Annotated in this window: 16 protein-coding genes; 4 read left to right on the plus strand and 12 right to left on the minus strand. The window is 71.0% G+C overall.

From position 1 onward, the window contains the following. The first annotated feature begins 40 nt into the window (after nt 1-40). Both ABT095_RS32070 and ABT095_RS32075 read left to right on the plus strand, forming a co-directional pair. Nucleotides 41-769, plus strand: a complete 729-nt coding sequence (locus ABT095_RS32070; protein ID WP_350533079.1) for an ABC transporter ATP-binding protein — start codon at nt 41-43, stop codon at nt 767-769. Between the two features lie 12 nt (nt 770-781). Then, nucleotides 782-1,930 carry a hypothetical protein gene (locus ABT095_RS32075; RefSeq protein WP_350533080.1) on the plus strand — a complete coding sequence of 383 codons (1,149 nt, stop codon included), beginning with the start codon at nt 782-784 and terminating at the stop codon, nt 1,928-1,930. A 51-nt stretch (nt 1,931-1,981) separates the two neighbouring features. Here ABT095_RS32075 and rlmN read toward each other — a convergent pair whose 3' ends face one another. The 9 genes from rlmN to rpsB form a co-directional block, all read right to left on the minus strand. Next, nucleotides 1,982-3,082 carry a dual-specificity RNA methyltransferase RlmN gene (gene rlmN, locus ABT095_RS32080; RefSeq protein ID WP_350533081.1) on the minus strand — a complete coding sequence of 367 codons (1,101 nt, stop codon included), beginning with the start codon at nt 3,080-3,082 and terminating at the stop codon, nt 1,982-1,984. 221 nt (nt 3,083-3,303) lie between these two features. Further along, complete coding sequence (locus ABT095_RS32085; RefSeq protein ID WP_350533082.1) at nt 3,304-3,561, minus strand: hypothetical protein; 258 nt, start codon at nt 3,559-3,561, stop codon at nt 3,304-3,306. A 170-nt stretch (nt 3,562-3,731) separates the two neighbouring features. Then, complete coding sequence (locus ABT095_RS32090; protein ID WP_350533083.1) at nt 3,732-4,628, minus strand: protein phosphatase 2C domain-containing protein; 897 nt, start codon at nt 4,626-4,628, stop codon at nt 3,732-3,734. Between the two features lie 7 nt (nt 4,629-4,635). After that, entirely contained in the window at nt 4,636-5,166 is a 531-nt protein-coding gene (locus ABT095_RS32095; RefSeq protein WP_350533113.1) for a GntR family transcriptional regulator, read from the minus strand. 72 nt (nt 5,167-5,238) lie between these two features. Continuing rightward, entirely contained in the window at nt 5,239-6,156 is a 918-nt protein-coding gene (locus tag ABT095_RS32100) for a phosphatidate cytidylyltransferase (protein WP_350533084.1), read from the minus strand. Nucleotides 6,157-6,384: 228 nt separating this feature from the next. Next, entirely contained in the window at nt 6,385-6,906 is a 522-nt protein-coding gene (gene frr / locus ABT095_RS32105) for a ribosome recycling factor (RefSeq protein WP_350533114.1), read from the minus strand. A gap of 147 nt (nt 6,907-7,053) precedes the next feature. After that, nucleotides 7,054-7,809 (minus strand): UMP kinase, encoded by a 756-nt coding sequence (pyrH, locus tag ABT095_RS32110; RefSeq protein WP_350533085.1) that lies wholly within the window; start codon nt 7,807-7,809, stop codon nt 7,054-7,056. A 287-nt stretch (nt 7,810-8,096) separates the two neighbouring features. Beyond that, nucleotides 8,097-8,936, minus strand: a complete 840-nt coding sequence (gene tsf, locus ABT095_RS32115) for a translation elongation factor Ts (RefSeq protein ID WP_350533086.1) — start codon at nt 8,934-8,936, stop codon at nt 8,097-8,099. A gap of 131 nt (nt 8,937-9,067) precedes the next feature. Next, the gene (gene rpsB, locus ABT095_RS32120) at nt 9,068-9,931 is read right to left on the minus strand and encodes a 30S ribosomal protein S2 (RefSeq protein ID WP_350533087.1); all 864 of its coding nucleotides are present in this window, start codon (nt 9,929-9,931) and stop codon (nt 9,068-9,070) included. A gap of 566 nt (nt 9,932-10,497) precedes the next feature. On the opposite strand from rpsB, the gene ABT095_RS32125 reads away from it, so the two are divergent. Then, the gene (locus ABT095_RS32125; RefSeq protein ID WP_350533088.1) at nt 10,498-11,274 is read left to right on the plus strand and encodes a M23 family metallopeptidase; all 777 of its coding nucleotides are present in this window, start codon (nt 10,498-10,500) and stop codon (nt 11,272-11,274) included. Here ABT095_RS32125 and whiG read toward each other — a convergent pair. From whiG to ABT095_RS32140, 3 genes are all read right to left on the minus strand, one after another. Further along, nucleotides 11,213-12,130 (minus strand): RNA polymerase sigma factor WhiG, encoded by a 918-nt coding sequence (whiG, locus tag ABT095_RS32130; protein ID WP_350533115.1) that lies wholly within the window; start codon nt 12,128-12,130, stop codon nt 11,213-11,215. The genes ABT095_RS32125 and whiG overlap by 62 nt on opposite strands. Before the next feature lie 569 nt (nt 12,131-12,699). Further along, entirely contained in the window at nt 12,700-13,890 is a 1,191-nt protein-coding gene (gene dprA, locus ABT095_RS32135; protein WP_350533116.1) for a DNA-processing protein DprA, read from the minus strand. Nucleotides 13,891-14,225: 335 nt separating this feature from the next. Next, a complete protein-coding gene (locus ABT095_RS32140) occupies nt 14,226-15,719 on the minus strand; it encodes a YifB family Mg chelatase-like AAA ATPase (protein ID WP_350533089.1) in 1,494 nt (497 codons plus the stop codon). 46 nt (nt 15,720-15,765) lie between these two features. Between ABT095_RS32140 and ABT095_RS32145 the strand changes: the two genes are divergently transcribed. Continuing rightward, nucleotides 15,766-17,319, plus strand: a complete 1,554-nt coding sequence (locus tag ABT095_RS32145; RefSeq protein ID WP_350533090.1) for a site-specific integrase — start codon at nt 15,766-15,768, stop codon at nt 17,317-17,319. Nucleotides 17,320-17,337 lie beyond the last annotated feature (18 nt).

A 17,337-nucleotide genomic window follows, 5' to 3' on the forward strand; every position in this document is an offset into this window, starting at 1 on the left:
CGACTGTCATATCCCTGCGCAGCACCCAGGATGGATCTTCATGTCCGCGGCCCCGCCTGACAACGACGTGCTGTGGGCACGGGGGATCGTCAAGTCACACGACGGCACCCCGGCCCTGCGTGGCGTCTCGATCGGTGTCCGGGACGGCGAGGTGCTCGCCATCACCGGCCCGCGCGGCTCCGGGAAGAGCACTCTGCTCGGCTGTCTCTCCGCCCTGCTGCCGGTGGACGAGGGCGAGGTCTGGTTCAACAGCTCCCCCGTGCACACCCTCGGCCGGGCCGGGCGTGAGCGGCTGCGCCGCGACCGCTTCGGCTTCGTCGGCTCCGAGCCGCACCTGGTGCCGGAGCTGACGGCCCGGGAGAACGTCGCCCTGCCGCTGTTGCTCGCCGGGGCCGGCCACAAGGCCGCCTACGCCGCCGCCTCGGAGTGGCTGGAGCGCCTCGACGTCGCCGACTGCGCCGGCAAGCGCCCCGCCGAGCTGATCCGCAGTCAGTGCCAGCGGATCGCGGTGGCCCGCGCGCTGGCCCCGCTGCCCCCGGTCGTCTTCGCCGACGACCCGACCGCGCCCCTGCACCGGGAGGCGCAGGACCAGGTCCTGCGGATACTCGCCAGCGCCGCCCGCTCCCACCAGCTCACCCTGGTGCTCGCCACCCACAACGCCGAGCTGGCCCGCTACGCCGACCGCACCGTGGCCCTGGTCGACGGCCGCCTCACCGGCCCCGCCGCCCCGGTCCTGCGCTCTGCCACCGCCGTCTCCGCAGCGCGCTGAAAGGGGGTCCGCATGCTCTACCTCCGTCTGGCCCGGGGCTACCGCTTCGCCGACCTCGGGCGGTGGCTGCTCACCGCGACGGCCGCCGCACTCGTCGCCGCCCTGCTGCTGCGGGCGCTCGGCCGGGCGCTCACCGACCCGGCGGCCGGGGCCCTGGTGCGGCTGCTGTGGTGCCTGCCGCCGCTGACGGCCGTCGCCTGGTTCGCCGCCGTCGCCGCCCGGGCCGTGCCCGCCGGCCGGCCGGACCGGATCACCGGCCTCACCGCCGCCGGGGCCGGTGCCGGGCGGATCCGCACCCTGATCGCCGGGGAGACGGCACTCGCCTGCGCCTTCGGCAGCGCCCTGACCCTGCTGCTCTTCCTGGTGCTGCGCAACGACGTCGCCGGGCCCTCGCTCGCCCCCGAGCTCGGCATGGGCGTGCCGATGCCGCCCGCCGCACCCGTCACCCTGCTCGCCCTGGTGCCGCTGGTGGCCGGTGTCTCGGCCGCGCTGGCCGTCCCGGCCCGGGAGGCCCTGCCGGGCCGCGCCGCCCAGCCCGCCGTGCCCGCCTTCGGCCCGCTCCGCCTGGCCGTCCCGCTCGGCCTGCTGCTCACCGGCTTCGCCCTGGAGCTGTACGGGCTGCGCCCCGGCGCCGCCGAGGACGGCCGCCCCGTCCACCTGCCGGCCGGGCTCGGCACCACCAGCCACGCCGCCCTCTTCGGCTGGGCGCTGGCCGCCGCCGGGCTCTTCCTGATCACCGCCCCCGCGCTCGCCTGGGCCGGGCGGCTGCTCTCGCTCGGGCGGCCGGCCCCGGTCCGGCTGCTGGCCGGCCGCGGCCTCACCGCCGAGGCCCGCCGCCTCGGCACCCCGCTGGCCGTGCTCGCCCTGGCGCTGGCGCTGCTGCTGACCACCTTCCGCTACTGGTTCGACAAGCCCGGCACGGCGGCGCCACTGCCCGCCGTCGAGGGCCTGCTGGTGCTCTGCTGCGTGGTCGGCGCCGTACTCGTCCGGGCCGCCGAGATCCGCAGCTCCCGCCGCCCGGTGACCGCCGCCCTCACCCAGCTCGGCGCCGCACCCCGGCTGCTCCTCGGCGCGGCCCTGCTGCGGACCGCCACCGCGGGCACGGTCCTGCTGCTCACCGGCGGCCTGACCGCCGCACTGGCAGCGGGCGCGCTGAACTAGGAACGCCGAAGGGGCGTGCGGCTCATGCCGCACGCCCCTTCCGTGTCACTGTCAGCCTGCGGCGGCGAGCTGGCCGCAGGCGCCGTCGATCTCCTGGCCGCGGGTGTCGCGGACGGTGGTCGGCACGCCGTGCGCCTGCAGGCGCCGGACGAACTCGCGCTCGTCCTCCGGGCGGGAGGCCGTCCACTTGGAGCCCGGGGTCGGGTTCAGCGGGATCAGGTTGACGTGGGCGCGGTGGTTCTTCAGCAGCCGCCCGAGCAGGTCGGCGCGCCAGGCCTGGTCGTTGATGTCCTTGATCAGCGCGTACTCGATCGAGATCCGCCGGTTGGACTTCTCCGCGTAGTACCAGGCGGCCTCCAGCACCTCGGCGACCTTCCACCGGGTGTTGACGGGCACCAGCTCGTCGCGCAGCTCGTCGTCGGGGGCGTGCAGCGAGAGCGCGAGGCGCACGCTCATCTCCTCGTCCGCGAGACGGTGCATCGCCGGGACGAGGCCCACCGTCGAGACGGTGATGCCGCGCTGGGACATCCCGAAGCCGTCCGGCGCCGGGTCGGTCAGGCGGCGGATCGCGGCCAGCACCCGGTTGTAGTTGGCCAGCGGCTCGCCCATGCCCATGAAGACCACGTTGGACAGGCGGGCCTCACCGCCGGGGATCTCGCCCGCCTTGAGGGCCCGCATACCGGCACCGATCTGCTCGACGATCTCGGCCGTCGACAGGTTGCGGGTCAGGCCCGCCTGGCCGGTGGCGCAGAACGGGCAGTTCATGCCGCAGCCGGCCTGCGAGCTGATGCACATGGTCACCCGGTCGGGGTAGCGCATCAGCACGGACTCGACCAGGGTGCCGTCGAAGAGCTTCCAGAGCGTCTTGCGGGTGGTGTCGTCGTCGCAGGAGACGTGCCGCACCACCGACATCAGCGAGGGCAGCAACGCCTCGGTCAGCTTCTCCCGGCTGGCGGCGGGGATGTCCGTCCAGCTCGCCGGGTCGTCGGACATCCGGCCGAAGTAGTGGTTCGACAGCTGCTTGGCGCGGAACGGCTGCTCGCCCAGCTCGGCGACGGCCTCCTTGCGCTCGGCGGGGCTCAGGTCGGCGAGGTGTCGCGGGGGCTTGGCGCCGCGCGGCGCGACAAAGGTGAGTTCTCCGGGCTTAGGCATGGTTGTTCCAGTGTCGCAGATCTGGAGAACTGGCCCGTGCCCCACTTGGGGCGGAGCACTCGGCCTCGGCCGTCACCTGTCATCGCTGGCCGACCTCGCACGGCCCAGAGACGGCCCGGGATCCCACCACTCGGCGGGCCCGGATCAGTCCCCATGAGCACGTTATTCAGCTCCGCCGGATTGGGCAGGCACATACTCCGCCGACCTCCGACTGTCGGCGATCACCACCAGAACCATCCCGGCGTCACCGTGTAAATAGGCAGCGCGTAGTCACACGTGCTCTCCGCTCGCCCTTGGGCCGCTACCTTCTGAGCCTGGCGTTCGCCATGGGCGTCGACGCCATCCGCAGCCACCAGAAGCATCACGACAGCGACAAGACAGGCAACGGCTGGGACGGCTGTTCTCGGCTCGAACCATACAAGTGCGAGGCCGCCCACCACCGCAGATATACAGGCCATCAGCACGAGCAGCAGGGCCACGTAAGTGATGCGGTCGACTGAGGACGAAGCGTGGCAGAAGACGTAGGAGCGGCCATCACGCCATGCCGAAAGTCGCTCTCCGAACGCTGCGAGACCTAGCAGCAGGCCGATCCCCGCGACATGCAGGGGCCGCAGGCCCCGGACCGGTCCAGCGGCTCCGCCACTCGCACTCATGAATCCCCCCACCTGGTGAGCCATTTTGTCGCTGCATGCACGTTACCGCGCGGGTGGCGGAGCGGTTTTGGCCGGTGTCCTGCCTGGTCTGGGGCCGAGCATGATCGGGGGGCCGTAAGCTGCTGCGACTCGGTCAGGGCTTTATGGGCCTGACCGCAATTTGGCCGAGTGGCCCCCCGGTCTTGGCGCTTGCCCCGGAAGGTGCCGGGTTCGGTCGCAAGCTCCGCTTCGCGGATCGCGGCAACGGCCTGCTCGGGGCCCTGCTTCTCCAACGTGCCGAGGAGCTGCTCCCAGGACCAGCCGTACCGGTCGACCAGCCGCGAGATGCCGTCCGTGACCAAGGCGAAGCTCTGCACCTCGCTCGTGGCGAAGCTCCCCGTGACAGCCCGGTCTGCGGCCTCCGGCTTGGTGCTGGCCACCCAGAAGCCCTCGTCCGAGTTCCGCAGACGGCTCAGCGAGTCCCGGTCGTACGCCGGAAGGTGCGCGGTACGGTCGTCCACCAGAGCGGTCACCACGCCGTCCACCGTCTTCACGATTACCGGGGTGTCGCACAGCGTGATGCAGTCCAACCGCCCCTCGTGCTCCCGGACGATGGCCACCGTGCTGGACGGACTGTTCGGGTTGGTCAGGTCGCACTGCGGGTGAAGGTTCCGAGTCCGGACGATGCCCTCCCGCAACACCTCCACCAACGAGAGCCCCGGCTCCTCGATCAACACGCCCGCCAACTGCCCACCGAGCCGGGTCGCCAGCCACCGGACATCGTGCTCGCACCCCCACGGCAGCCCGCTGGCGGTGGCACCGTCCAAGACGATGACGAACCGCTCCCCCGCAACGATGAAGTCCTCGTTGACCGCCGCGTCCGGGCTGGGCTGGCAGGTGTAGCTGATGTGCACGGTGCTCCTACTCGGGGGCGGGGAACTCGTAGGCGAAGACATGGCGGTCGGCGGCCATCACCGAGCGGAAGACCTCAACGGGCTGGTCTCCGGCGAACGCGATCCGGTGGAGTTCGGCGACGGGCGTACCCGGGACAAGGCGCAGGGCCTTGCTCTCCTCGGGCGTCGGCATCCGGGCCTCTATCTCCTCCCGGAACTTGGTTAGCCGGTGGCCCTTCTCCTCCAGCCGCTTGTAGCTGCCGCCGGGGCCCGTGTTCTCCTCACGGATGAGGGTGCCCTCGACGGTGTCGAGCTGGAAGTAGCTGTCCGCGAGCTGGGTCGGGTAGTTCTCGATCCAGGTGCGGCGACGCCGGACGAACACCAAGGCGCCGGCCTCGATACCGAACCACTCGGCCACCCACGCGGGCGCCGGAACGTCGGCGAGCTCGAGCATCTCCTGGCGCCAGTTCAGCCCCGCAGCTTCGACCTCGGCCTGGAAGGCCGCCTTGCCGGAGTCCCGGTGGTGCCGCGCTATGCGGTCCGACCCGACGCGGATGATCGGCGGCTTCTCCTGGACGAAAAGGCCCTTGCCCCGGACGGCGGCCGTCCGGGGCCTCGGTTCGAGCGGGGGTCAGCTGCCGACGAAGGCGGCGAGCAGCAGCCAGACCACGGGGGCGGTCGGCAGCAGGGAGTCCAGGCGGTCCATGATGCCGCCGTGGCCGGGGAGCAGGGTGCCCATGTCCTTGATGCCGAGGTCACGCTTGATCATCGACTCGGCGAGGTCGCCGAGGGTCGCGGTGACGGCCGCGCAGCCGCCCAGGATCAGGCCCTGCCACCAGGTGCCGTCGTCGATGACGTACTGCATCATCAGCGCGCCGGCCAGCATCGAGAGCGCGATGCCGCCCGCCAGCCCCTCCCGGGTCTTGCCGGGGCTGATCGTCGGGGCGAGCTTGTTCTTGCCGAACTTGTAGCCCACGGCGTACGCGCCGGTGTCGCTGCAGACCGTGACGATCAGGAAGAGGACGATCCGCCACGGGCCGTCGTCGGCGCTGAGCATTAGGGCGACGAAGGTGGCCAGGAAGGGCACGTAGAAGGCCGTGAAGATACCTGCCGTTATGTCGCGCAGGTAGTTCTCCGGCGGCTCGCTCATCCGCCAGACCATCACGGCCAGCCCGGTCAGCGCCAGCGCGGCGGCGGCCCACTGGGCGCCGGCCCAGTAGCCGGTGGCGAGCATCGCCACACTGCCGACGGCCAGCGGGACGAGCGGGGTGTGGATCCCCTTGCGCTCGGTCAGCCGACTGGTCAGCTCCCAGACGCCGACCACCACGGCGGCGGCCACCACGACGAGGAAGAGCACCTTCACCACGAACAGCGAGGCGATGATCACTGCGCCGAGGCCGACACCGACCCCTATCGCGGCCTGCAGGTTGCGGCCACCGCGCTGCTTGCGGGGCTGCTGGTCGGGCTGGGCCACGGGTGTCTCCTGCCCTGGGGCGGACGGCGGTGCGGGGTGCGGACGGCTCTGGCGTTGCGGTACTGCTTCGCGCATGGACTGAGTCTGTGTCGCGCGAGGCCTCCGGTACACCGGCGGCCGCCGTGAGTGACCCGTTTGGGGCCTGCCGGGCTCTGTCGAGCCGGCCGGGCCGTCCGGGGCACTCACGGCGGCGGCAACCGGGTGCGGGAGCGGGGTACTGCTGAGGAGCGGGTACTACCGAGGTGGGGTACTACCGGGCTGCGGGTACCAGCGGGGTGCGGGTACTACCGAGGTGCGGGTCGGTCAGACCTCGAGCAGCTCGGCTTCCTTGTGCTTGAGCAGCTCGTCGACGACCGCGACGAACTTCGCGGTGAGGTCGTCGAGCTCCTTCTCGGCACGGCGACCGTCGTCCTCGCCGACCTCCTTGTCCTTCACCAGCTTGTCGAAGCCGTCCTTGGCCTTACGACGGATGGCGCGGATGGAGATCTTGGAGTCCTCGCCCTTGTTGCGCGCCTGCTTGATGTACTCGCGGCGGCGCTCCTCGGTCAGCGCCGGCAGCGTCACCCGGATGATGTTGCCGTCGTTGGAGGGGTTGACGCCGAGGTCGGAGTCGCGGATCGCCTGCTCGATGTTGCGCAGCGCGCTCTTGTCGAACGGAGAGACGATCGCCATCCGGGGCTCCGGCACGGAGAAGGAGGCGAGCTGGTTGATCGGGGTGATCGCGCCGTAGTAGTCCGCGACGATCTTGGCGAACATCGCCGGGTGGGCACGACCGGTACGGATCGCCGCGAAGTCGTCCTTCGCGACGGCGATGGCCTTCTCCATCTTCTCCTCGGCCTCGAGGAGGATCTCTTCGATCGCTTCGCTCACTGTCTGCTCCCTGTCCGGTTCATCTGCTCTGGTGCCGTTTCCGGTGCCCGGGACGGCGGTGGTGCTGCGGCTGCCGCTACCGGCGGCCGTCGTGACTTCGACTCAGGCCCGGGCGGAATCCTGGCTGATGAGTGTGCCGATCTTCTCACTCTTCACCGCACGGGCGATATTGCCCTCGGCGAGCAGCTCGAAGACCAGGATCGGCAGGCCGTTGTCCTTGCACAGCGTGATCGCGGTGAGGTCGGCGACCTTGAGGTCGCGGGCGATGACCTCGGTGTAGTCGAGGGAGTCGAACTTGACCGCCTCGGGGTTGGTGCGCGGGTCCGAGTCGTAGACCCCGTCGACGCCGTTCTTGCCCATCAGCAGCACCTCGGCGTGGATCTCCAGGGCACGCTGCACGGCGGTGGTGTCGGTGGAGAAGTACGGCATGCCCATACCGGCGCCGAAGATGACCACACGGCCCTTCTCCAGGTGGCGGACGGCCCGCAGCGGCAGGTACGGCTCGGCGACCTGGCCCATGGTGATGGCGGTCTGGACCCGGGTCTCGATGCCTTCCTTGATCAGGAAGTCCTGCAGGGCGAGGCAGTTCATCACGGTGCCCAGCATGCCCATGTAGTCGGAGCGGGCCCGGTCCATGCCGCGGACCTGCAGCTCGGCGCCCCGGAAGAAGTTGCCACCGCCGATCACGACGGCGACCTCGGTACCGCCGCGGACCACCGTGGCGATCTCGCGGGCGATCTTGTGCACGACGTCCGGGTCGACGCCAAGGCCGCCGCCACCGGCGAACGCCTCACCGGACAGCTTGAGCAGAACGCGGCGCCGCGTCCCGTCGGTCGCGGACTCCTGCGTCTCCTGCATGGACTTCTCCTTCTCCACCTACTGGTTCACAGACCGGGCCGACCGGGGGTGCCGGGCCTCGGAGCTGCGCGTACACGCGAGGAGGCCACTGCCGCGGGAACCGGTAACGGTGTCCTGCACGGCAATGGCCTCCTCGTCGTTCATGGTGCCGACGTAGCCCGCCCTCTGACCTGGGGTGCGCTGGGTGAGCCCGACGGCGCGTCCCGGGCCGCCCTCGCGGGTGGCCCGGCGCTTCCTACCTTAGGCGGGTTCTCTGCCCGGGGTGGGAAGCGCGGAGGAACGTGTGATCAGGCGCCGACGCGGAAGCGGGCGAAGCGCTTGAGGGCGACGCCGTTCTCCTCGAGGACCTTGGCGACGGTCTTCTTGTTGTCCTTCGCGAAGGCCTGCTCCAGAACGGAGTTCTCCTTGACGAAGCCGGTGATGCGACCCTCGATGATCTTCGGCAGGGCAGCCTCGGGCTTGCCCTCCTCGCGAGCGGTGGCCTCGGCGACGCGGCGCTCGTTCTCGATGTCCTCGGCCGGGATCTCCTCGCGGGAGAGGTACTTCGGCGCGAAGGCGGCGATGTGCTGCGCGACGTCCTTGGCGACCTCGGCGTTCTCCTTGTCGAGCTCGACGAGGACACCGACAGTCGGCGGGAGGTCGGGGCTGCTCTTGTGCAGGTAGACCGCGACGAAGCCGTCACCGTCGAACTGGGCGAAGCGACGGAAGACGATCTTCTCGCCCAGGGTCGCGTTGGCCTCGTCGACGAACGCCTGGACGGTCTTGCCGGCCTCGATCTCGGAAGCCAGGGCGGCGTCCAGGTCGGCCGGGGAGGTGGCGGCGACGTGGGCGGCGAGCTTGTCGGCGACCTCGACGAACTTGTCACCCTTGGCGACGAAGTCGGTCTCGCAGTTGAGCTCGACCAGGACACCGGAGTTGTTGCCCTCGGCGATCAGGGCGGCAACGGCGCCGTTGGAGGCGTCGCGGCCCTCGCGCTTGGCAACACCCTTCAGGCCCTTGATGCGGAGCAGCTCGACGGCCTTCTCGACGTTGCCCTCGGCCTCGTCCAGAGCCTTCTTGCAGTCCATCATGCCGGCGCCGGTGAGCTCACGGAGCTTCTTGACGTCCGCGGCGGTGAAGTTCGCCATGGTGTGAATCTCTTCTCGCGTCTCGCGTGTCTGCGGGGAGTGGTGCGACGGAGCTGATGGTTCGGCCCCGGCACGGGAGAGAGGGGCACCTACCGGTTTCGTACCGGCGAGTGCCCCTCACCCTTGGTACGTCAGGCCTGCTCGGCCTCGGCGGCCGGGGCCTCGGCGGCGGGGGCCTCAGCAGCGGCCTCGGCGGCGGGGGCCTCGACCTCGGCGGCCTTCTGGCCCTCGAGGATGTCCTTCTCCCAGTCGGCGAGCGGCTGGTCGGCGCCCGGCTCGGCCTTGGCGTCGCCCTTGGCGACACCGGCACGGGCCTTGAGGCCCTCGGCGACGGCGTCGGCGATCACACGGGTCAGCAGGGTGACGGAGCGGATCGCGTCGTCGTTGCCCGGGATCTTGTAGTCGACCTCGTCGGGGTCACAGTTGGTGTCGAGGATCGCGACGACCGGGATGTTGAGCTTCCGGGCCTCGCCGACCGCGATGTGCTCCTTCTTGGTGTCCACGATCCAGACAGCGCTGGGGACGCGCTGCATGTCGCGGATACCGCCGAGGGTCTTCTCCAGCTTGTCGTACTCGCGCTGGAGGACCAGGAGCTCCTTCTTGGTGAGGCCGGAACCGGCCACATCCGTGAAGTCGATCTCGCCGAGCTCCTTGAGGCGCTGCAGACGCTTGTAGACGGTCGAGAAGTTGGTCAGCATGCCGCCGAGCCAGCGCTGGTTCACGTAGGGCATGCCCACGCGGGTGGCCTGCTCGGCGATGGCCTCCTGGGCCTGCTTCTTGGTGCCGACGAAGAGGACGCTGCCGCCGTGGGCAACGGTCTCCTTGACGAACTCGAAGGCGCGGTCGATGTAGTTCAGCGACTGCAGGAGGTCGATGATGTAGATGCCGTTGCGCTCCGTGAAGATGAAGCGCTTCATCTTCGGGTTCCAACGACGGGTCTGGTGACCGAAGTGGACGCCGCTCTCCAGCAGCTCCCGCATCGTGACGACGGCCATAGCCGTGCTCCTCAGGTAATGCGCCTGGCCGCTGCCGCGTTTCGCGGTGCTGCCAGGTCGGGCTCGGTTTGTCCGTGACGGTCAGGAGGACCGCCACGCCTGACGCCCCGAACGTGCCGAGCCTCCGGCCCGGGCGGTTGGACCGCGGCGGGCTCGGTGGACCGAGCGGCACTCGCACCTGGCGGGGATTCCGGCGCCCTCGCGGGGCCGGGCCCTGCCGGTGGCGGGGCGTGCGAAGTCGACCCGGCGGACCGGGTCGCGTGTGAAGTGTACGGGAAGCGCCGAGCGCCGAGCGACTCCGCCTTCGGTGGGCGGGCGGGGCGGGGGTGGTTGGTGCGACGTGCCGGGGCCGGGCAGGGGCCGAGCGGAGGCCTGGTGGGGACTTGGTGGAAGCCGGACGGGGGCCGGCTGGGGGCTGTGCTGGGCCGGCGGCTCGGGGGTGATTCACCCGTCCGGGTGAGGCGGGGCGTGGCTCGGGCTCGCCGCTTTTCCACAGGGGCCAGGTTGTCCACAGGTTTTCGGTGGTGGGTGGCCTGGGCTGTGGGGGCGGAGGACCCTCCCATGCCATGGCTGCTACCTGTGTCGTACCTACCACGTCGGCCCGTCCGTGGGCCCGCTCCTCGGCGCCGCCGCCCGCGCCCGACCGGCGGTGGCGGGTGCTGTTGCTCGCGCTGCTGACGGCAGTGCTCGTGCTCGGCGCGCCGCAGCCGTTCGCCCGGGCCTCCTGGCCGGCCACCGGGACACTGGTCAGCCAGGCCGGGCCGGGAGGTGGGCGGGCCTGGCCGGTTGGCGGGCCGGGTGGGGTGCTGCGGCGCTTCGACGCGCCACCCGTGCGGTGGGCCGCCGGGCACCGCGGGGTCGACCTCGCGGCCTCGCCCGGGGAGACCGTACGGGCCGCCGCCCCCGGGGTGGTGTCCTTCTCCGGCGTGGTGGCGGGCCGACCGGTCGTGACTGTCACCCACCCGGGCTCCGGCGACCCGCCGCTACGGACCACGTACCTACCCGTCGCCGGCTCGCTCCCGCCCGGCATCGAGGTGGCCGCCGGAGCGGCCATCGGGGAACTGGCCGCCGACGACTCCGGGCACTGCACCGGGGGCTGCCTGCACTGGGGGCTGCTGCGCGGCCACCGCTACCTCGACCCACTGGCCCTGCTCGGCTCAGGCCAGGCCCGGCTGCTCCCGCTGGACCACTCCCGAACGGCCACCACCGCCGTTCCCGGTGCTCACCGGAGCGCGGTGGCGCGCGGTGGAGTCGGACTCGGCGGTGGACTCAGCGGTGGACTCAGCGGATGTCCGACAGCTTGGCGCGCAGCTGGAGGACGGACTTGGTGTGGATCTGGCTGACCCTGCTCTCGGTGACCCCGAGCACCTGGCCGATCTCGGCCAGCGTCAGGCCCTCGTAGTAATAGAGCGTTACCACGGTCTTCTCCCGCTCCGGGAGGGTGTTGACCGCCGTGGCCAGCAGGCGGCGCAGCTCGCGGTCCTCGGCGATCTCGACCGGGTTGTCAGCGGCGATGTCCTCCAGGGTGTCCATCAGACTCAGCCGGTCACCGCCCTCGCCCGCCGGGTGCAGCAGTTCGTCGAGGGCGACCACGTTCGCCAGCGAGAGCTGACTGAAGATGGCGTGCAGGTCCTCCAGGGGGATGCCCATCTCCGCCGCGACCTCGGGCTCGTGCGGCGTCCGGCGCAGCCTCGCCTCCAGCGTGGCGTAGGTGCGCTCGACGGCCTTGGCCTTCTGCCGGACGGAACGCGGGATCCAGTCGAGCGCTCGCAGCTCGTCGATGATCGCGCCCCGGATCCGGCTGATCGCATAGGTCTCGAACTTGATCGCCCGATCGATGTCGAACTTCTCGATCGCGTCGATCAACCCGAAGATGCCCGAGGAGACGAAGTCCGCCTGCTCGACGTTGGTCGGCAGCCCGACGCCTACCCGGCCCGCCACGTACTTCACCAGTGGCGAGTAGTGCAGGATCAGCTGCTCGCGCAGCCGGGCATCCCCGGTCTCCTTGTACGAACGCCAGAGCAGGTTGAGCGCCGTGCGGTCGGTGACCGCCGGCTCGCCGCCCGCCGAGGTCGCAGCAGTTGCCTTCACTGCGGCCGTTGCTGCGGCAGGCGGTGATACGGAGGCGGGTGGTTGGGCGGCGGGTGGTTCAGCAGCAGGCGGTTCGGCAGCGAGTGGTCCGGCGACTGAGGGCTTGATGGCGGACGGGTCGGCGGCGGGCGGGTCGGTGACTGCCGGGCCTGCGGCTGTGACCACGGCAGACGATGCTGCGGTAGCGGACGTTACTGCGATTGACGGTTCGGCAACTGCTGGCGCGGCGGAGGTCGGTGCAGCTGCTGCTGGTGCAACGGCAGTCGGCAAGGTGGCCGCGTCGGCCGGCAGTGCGCCGCTGCGGCCTTGGCTGATGCCGGGAGCCAGGTCCACCGGCGGGGCGCCGGGCTCACGGCGGGCGGCGGGCGGGCGCACGCCCAGGCCTGTGGGGGTGTCGTCCTTGGCACCGAGGGCGGACCGCCCGGGCTGCCTGGCCAGGTTGGTCGCCCGTGGCGTCTTCGGCTGAAGATCGGCAGCGGGCCGTGCCTCCGCTCCTGACCCTCCCGAGGACCGGACGGCACCAGTCACCCTGCGTCCGGGAATGTGTGTGGGCATACGTTGGTCTGCGCCGTTCTGCCGAGTCATGTGCTGATAGGAGCCTATGCGAGCGTAGCGTGACCGAGTCGCTGCAATGCGCTACCGCCACTCGGTCGTCCCTCGATCCGGTGGAGTGCGGCTCACGCCGACCGGGGCGAGCCGCCTGCCGCGCCGCCGCGCCCTCGCACCACCCGCCAGTGCGCGCCGCACCGCTCGACGAAGCCGAGCGAGCCCAATTCGTAGAGCCGCTGCAGGACTTCGTCGCCGGAGAGCCCGACCTGCCGGGCCAGCCGCTCGACCGGGGCCCCGGCTGCGGTGGCCGGGACAGCTTCCAGCACCCTGGCCACGGCGGGCTCCAGCAAATCCCTCGGCAGCACCGGCCCGGAGTGTCGCGGTGCGAGATCGTCCCCGATCGCCCCGACCAGCTCGGCAACCTCGGCAGCATCCGTCACCAAGGTGGCCGCGCCGCTGCGGATCAGCGCATGCACTCCGGCCGACAGCTCCGAGGTGACCGGCCCGGCCACGCCCATGGTGTGACGGTTGAGGTCCCGCGCACGCCGAGCGGTGCTGAGGGCACCACTGCGCAGGGCCGCCTCGACCACCACTGTGCCCCTGGTCAACGCGGCGATGACCCGGTTGCGGAGCACGAAGCGGAACCGGTTCGGGTGCTCGCCCGGCGCGAGCTCACTCACCAGCAGGCCCTGTGCGGCGATCCGCGAGATCAGCTCGGAATTGCCCTGGGGGTAGGCCACGTCCACGCCGCAGGCCAGAATGCCGACCGTGATGCCGCCCACCGCGAGAGCACCCCGGTGAGCTGCCGCGTCGATCCCGTACGCGGCTCCGGAGACGATCACCCAGCCGCGCTCGGCGAGCTGGGCGGCAAGCTCACCGGCGACGTGCGCCCCGTAGGAGGTGCAGGCACGGGCGCCGACCACTGAGACCGAGCGGAGGGCCAGCAGCCGGAGGGAACCGGTGCCTCGGATCCAGAGCCCGAGCGGGCGGCTGTCGCCGAGATCGTCCAGTTGGGAGGGCCACTCACTGTCGCCCGGAATGATGAACCGCCCACCGAGCGTACGTACCCGTTCCAGGTCTCGATCGGGGTCGAGGAGGGGCAATCGCGCCTGGTACCCGGCCAGTCTGGTCGCGTCCAGATCGAGGAACCCCGGCACAGTCTGACCACGGATTGCCTCGATCAGCGTCGTAGCACTCACCGTGGTCAGCCAGCGGCCGATGGCGGCATCGCCGGGCTCGGTCAGTCGGCAGAGGGCCGCACGGGCCCGTCGCTCGGCGGTGGTCGCGGCATCCTGCCGGGCGGGAGGTTCCTCGGGCAGGGCGAGCGGGAGTCTGAGCTGGGAGCGGTTCACCTGCGCCTCCGTGCGGGTGAGTTGGGTGGGCTGGGTGGGTTGATGGGTGCGTGGGTGCTGGTGGTCGGGGTGGTGGGGTCGGTTGGGCCGCGGGGTGGTGGGAGCAGCGGAGTGGCGGGGCTCGATGGTGCGGGCCCCACGCCCGCCGCCCCCACCTGCCACCTGCCACCCGCCACCCGCCCCCGGCCCCCGGCCCCCGGCCCCCGGCGACAGGACTGGATCGGCCGGCGGCCGGTCTGCGGGTGAGCAGAGCCGGCCCGCCGTGGTGCGGTGGCCGAGCAGCAGCAGGGCGCGAAGGTCGGTCAGAGCTCGCCGCCCAGGTTGGAGTCGGGGTCTGCGGACCGGCCGGCGAGGGCACCTGCCAGCGGGCGGCCGCGTACGAAGCCGGTTCGGAGCATCAGTGCGGCCTGGACGTCGGCCCTGGTCGGCTGGTCGTGGCCGGCGAGGTCGGCCACCGTCCAGGCGACGCGTAGGACTCGGTCGAGACCACGGGCGGTCAGCAGCCCCCGCTCCAGGTCGCGTTCGGCGTCGGTGAGTGCGCCGGCGGCCGGTCTCCACCGGGTGCGGAGCGTGTGCCCGGGCACCTCCGCGTTGGTGCGCCACGGTGTGTCGGCGTACCGGGCGACGGCCCGCCGGCGGGCGCGGCGTACCCGGTCGGCCACCGCTTTGGTGGTCTCACTGGTGTCAACCGTCCCGAGCAGCTCAGCCCTGGTGACCGGCTCGACCTCGACCTGGAGGTCGACCCTGTCCAGCAGCGGGCCGGACAGGCGGCTCTGGTACCTGTTCACCATCGTCGGCGTGCACTCGCAGCCCCCGCCCCGGCGGGAGTGCCGCCCGCAGGGGCACGGGTTCGCGGCGAGACAGAGCTGGAACCGGGCCGGCAGCCGGACGGTGCCGGCCGAGCGGGCGATCACCACCTCTCCGGATTCGAGCGGCTGTCTCAGCGCGTCGAGGACGCGGACCGAGAATTCCGGCGCCTCGTCGAGAAAGAGGACACCCCGGTGAGCCAGGGACACTGCCCCGGGTCGGGGTTGGCTGCTGCCGCCACCGACGATCGCGGGCATGGTCGCCGAGTGGTGGGGTGCGTAGTAGGGCGGGCTCTCGATCAGCGGGCGGTCGGAGGGCAGCAGGCCTGCGACCGAGTGGACGGCGGTGACCTCCAGGGCCTCGCTCTGAGTGAGCGGCGGCAGCAGGCCGGGCAGCCGCTCGGCGAGGAGGGTCTTCCCTGCCCCGGGCGGGCCCTTGAGGTAGAGGTGGTGGCCTCCGGCGGCGGCGATCTCCAGGGCACGGCGGGCGGTGTCCTGGCCGACGACATCGGAGAGGTCGAGCTCGGGCGGCTTCTCCATCGGCCGCCCGCGCAGGATGGAACCGGGCAGGACCAGCCCGGCCAGGGCAGGGTCCACCGGACCGCCGACAGGGGCGGCATCCTCCTCAGGCACCGGCGATCCGGTGAGCAGGGCAACCAGCTGCCGCAGACTCCGGACGCCGAGGACGGTGACGCCGGGGACGAGTGCGGCCTCGGCGGCGGTCTGCTCGGCCACCACCACCTGGCGGTAGCCCGCGTCGGCGGCGGCGAGCACGGCGGGCAGGATGCCGCGGACCGGACGGACCCGGCCGTCCAGCCCGAGCTCACCGATGATCAGCAGGTCAGCGATCGAGCTGGGATCGAGCCGCTCGGCGGCAGCCAGGACGGCGCAGGCCACGGCCAAGTCGAACCCGCTGCCGCTCTTGGGCACGGACGCGGGGCTCAGACCGACCGTCAACTTGCGCTGCGGCCACTTCTCCCCGCTGTTCACGCCTTCCCTGATGATTGGATGTGTTCAAGGGGAAGGGAGGGCCGTCGTGAGCGAGTGGACTGTGGCGTGGGTGCCAGATCCGGGAGAGTGGGGGCTGCTGCCGAACGATGAGGTGTTGGGGGTCAGGGATCTGCCGGCGGCAGTGGCAGAAATAGGGCTGAAGCCGGGCGATCCGGTCTTCGTGTCACCGCAGTTCAGCGTGGATGTCGACTTGCTGGACTTCGTACGGTCGAAGGAGTTCCGCATCCTGGATCGGGAGACCAGGCGGAACTATGGGACGGACTACCGGCTTCTGCTGAGCTTCCTTTCGCTACGCGGCGTGAGGTGGCGGGATGCGAGTGAGCAGGACCTGTCGGACTACCGGGACTGGCGATGCAACTCTCCGCTGAACGAGAGGAGGATCGGCGGAGCGAAGTGGGACCGCGAGGCGGCAGCCTTCACGCGCCTGTACAGGTGGGCGAAGGCAGATCCGATGCCGGTAGACGTAGGACGGCGAGAGCACCGGGCAGCACACTCGGTCAGTTCACGGGTCTCGTGGCTGACACCCAGGACCTGGAGGTTGTGGTCAAACATCGGGTTGCGCGGCCACACCCACCTGGGGGTACCAGAGCCCGGGTGGGCTGCGCGGACCGAAGAGCGTAACACTTCATTCGTGCAATTGACGCTGAGTTCGGGGCTCCGGCGTCAGGAGGGCGGCGCCCTGCTGACGTTCGAGCTACCCACACAACGGCTGCGGCACGGGCGGTACTGCCATGGGCTCGTCGCCGCCGCCCTGACGCGGTCGAAGAGGAGTCGGACGTTTTACGCGAGTGTGGATGCCTTGGGCCAGGTTGACGCGTACGTGCAGTCCGAACGGGCTTGGGCGATCGCGCGGGCTCAAGAGGCCGGGCGGTACGAGCGGATCTCCCAGATGCGGCTGATCACGGAGGTGACGCACGGCAGGGTGCCGAAGGTCCGCTGGGTTGACCGCGCTGGAAGGGAAGGGGAGCAGAAGCTCGATCTCCTGGACTGGCGCGAGCGCCGGTGGCTGTTCATGGAAGGACCTGATGGGCCGGAGCCGGCGTGGCTGTGGCTGACCGAGCAGGGCCTGCCGATGCTGACGGACCGTTGGAACACTGTCTTCAGGAACGCCAACCTCCGTTGCGAGGAGGTGCTGCTGACCTCAGACCAGCGGAAGCTGGGGCGGGATTTCCGACTCGCCGAGGTGCGGGGCAAATCGCCGTGGGCGACACCGCACTCCGCTAGGCACTCCATGGCTCTCTACATGCTGATCCTGCTGAACAAGCTGATGGAGACGAGGTTCGGGCTGAAACCTGCGGACCGGCGGGACTTCGCGTTGTTGTTCGGCGACCCGTGGTTCCTGGTCATGACACTGTTGGGGCACGCGGACGTGGAGACCACTAGGCGCCATTATCTAGCACCGGTGTCGCACCTGCGCTTGGAGTCGATCCTCGCGATTACCGACACCGACCCCGGCAAGCACGAGATCGAGGACCTGGACGGGGTGTTCGCCCGGCTCGCACGGGAGACCACGGGAATCCAGGACGTGGAGATCTTGGTGGACAAGTTGGTCGATGCACTTCCGGCGGTGGGCTCATGAGCGGACGCGGGCGCCGGG

It is taken from the genome of Kitasatospora sp. NPDC002227, assembly GCF_040296285.1.
Classification (GTDB): domain Bacteria; phylum Actinomycetota; class Actinomycetes; order Streptomycetales; family Streptomycetaceae; genus Kitasatospora.

Coding starts and splice junctions, on each gene's coding strand:
- ABT095_RS32070 (WP_350533079.1), top strand. CDS start 41: ATGTCCGCGGCCCCGCCTGACAACGACGTGCTGTGGGCACGGGGGATC.
- ABT095_RS32075 (WP_350533080.1), top strand. CDS start 782: ATGCTCTACCTCCGTCTGGCCCGGGGCTACCGCTTCGCCGACCTCGGG.
- rlmN (WP_350533081.1), bottom strand. CDS start 3,082: ATGCCTAAGCCCGGAGAACTCACCTTTGTCGCGCCGCGCGGCGCCAAG.
- ABT095_RS32100 (WP_350533084.1), bottom strand. CDS start 6,156: ATGCGCGAAGCAGTACCGCAACGCCAGAGCCGTCCGCACCCCGCACCG.
- frr (WP_350533114.1), bottom strand. CDS start 6,906: ATGGAGAAGGCCATCGCCGTCGCGAAGGACGACTTCGCGGCGATCCGT.
- pyrH (WP_350533085.1), bottom strand. CDS start 7,809: ATGCAGGAGACGCAGGAGTCCGCGACCGACGGGACGCGGCGCCGCGTT.
- tsf (WP_350533086.1), bottom strand. CDS start 8,936: ATGGCGAACTTCACCGCCGCGGACGTCAAGAAGCTCCGTGAGCTCACC.
- rpsB (WP_350533087.1), bottom strand. CDS start 9,931: ATGGCCGTCGTCACGATGCGGGAGCTGCTGGAGAGCGGCGTCCACTTC.
- ABT095_RS32125 (WP_350533088.1), top strand. CDS start 10,498: ATGGCTGCTACCTGTGTCGTACCTACCACGTCGGCCCGTCCGTGGGCC.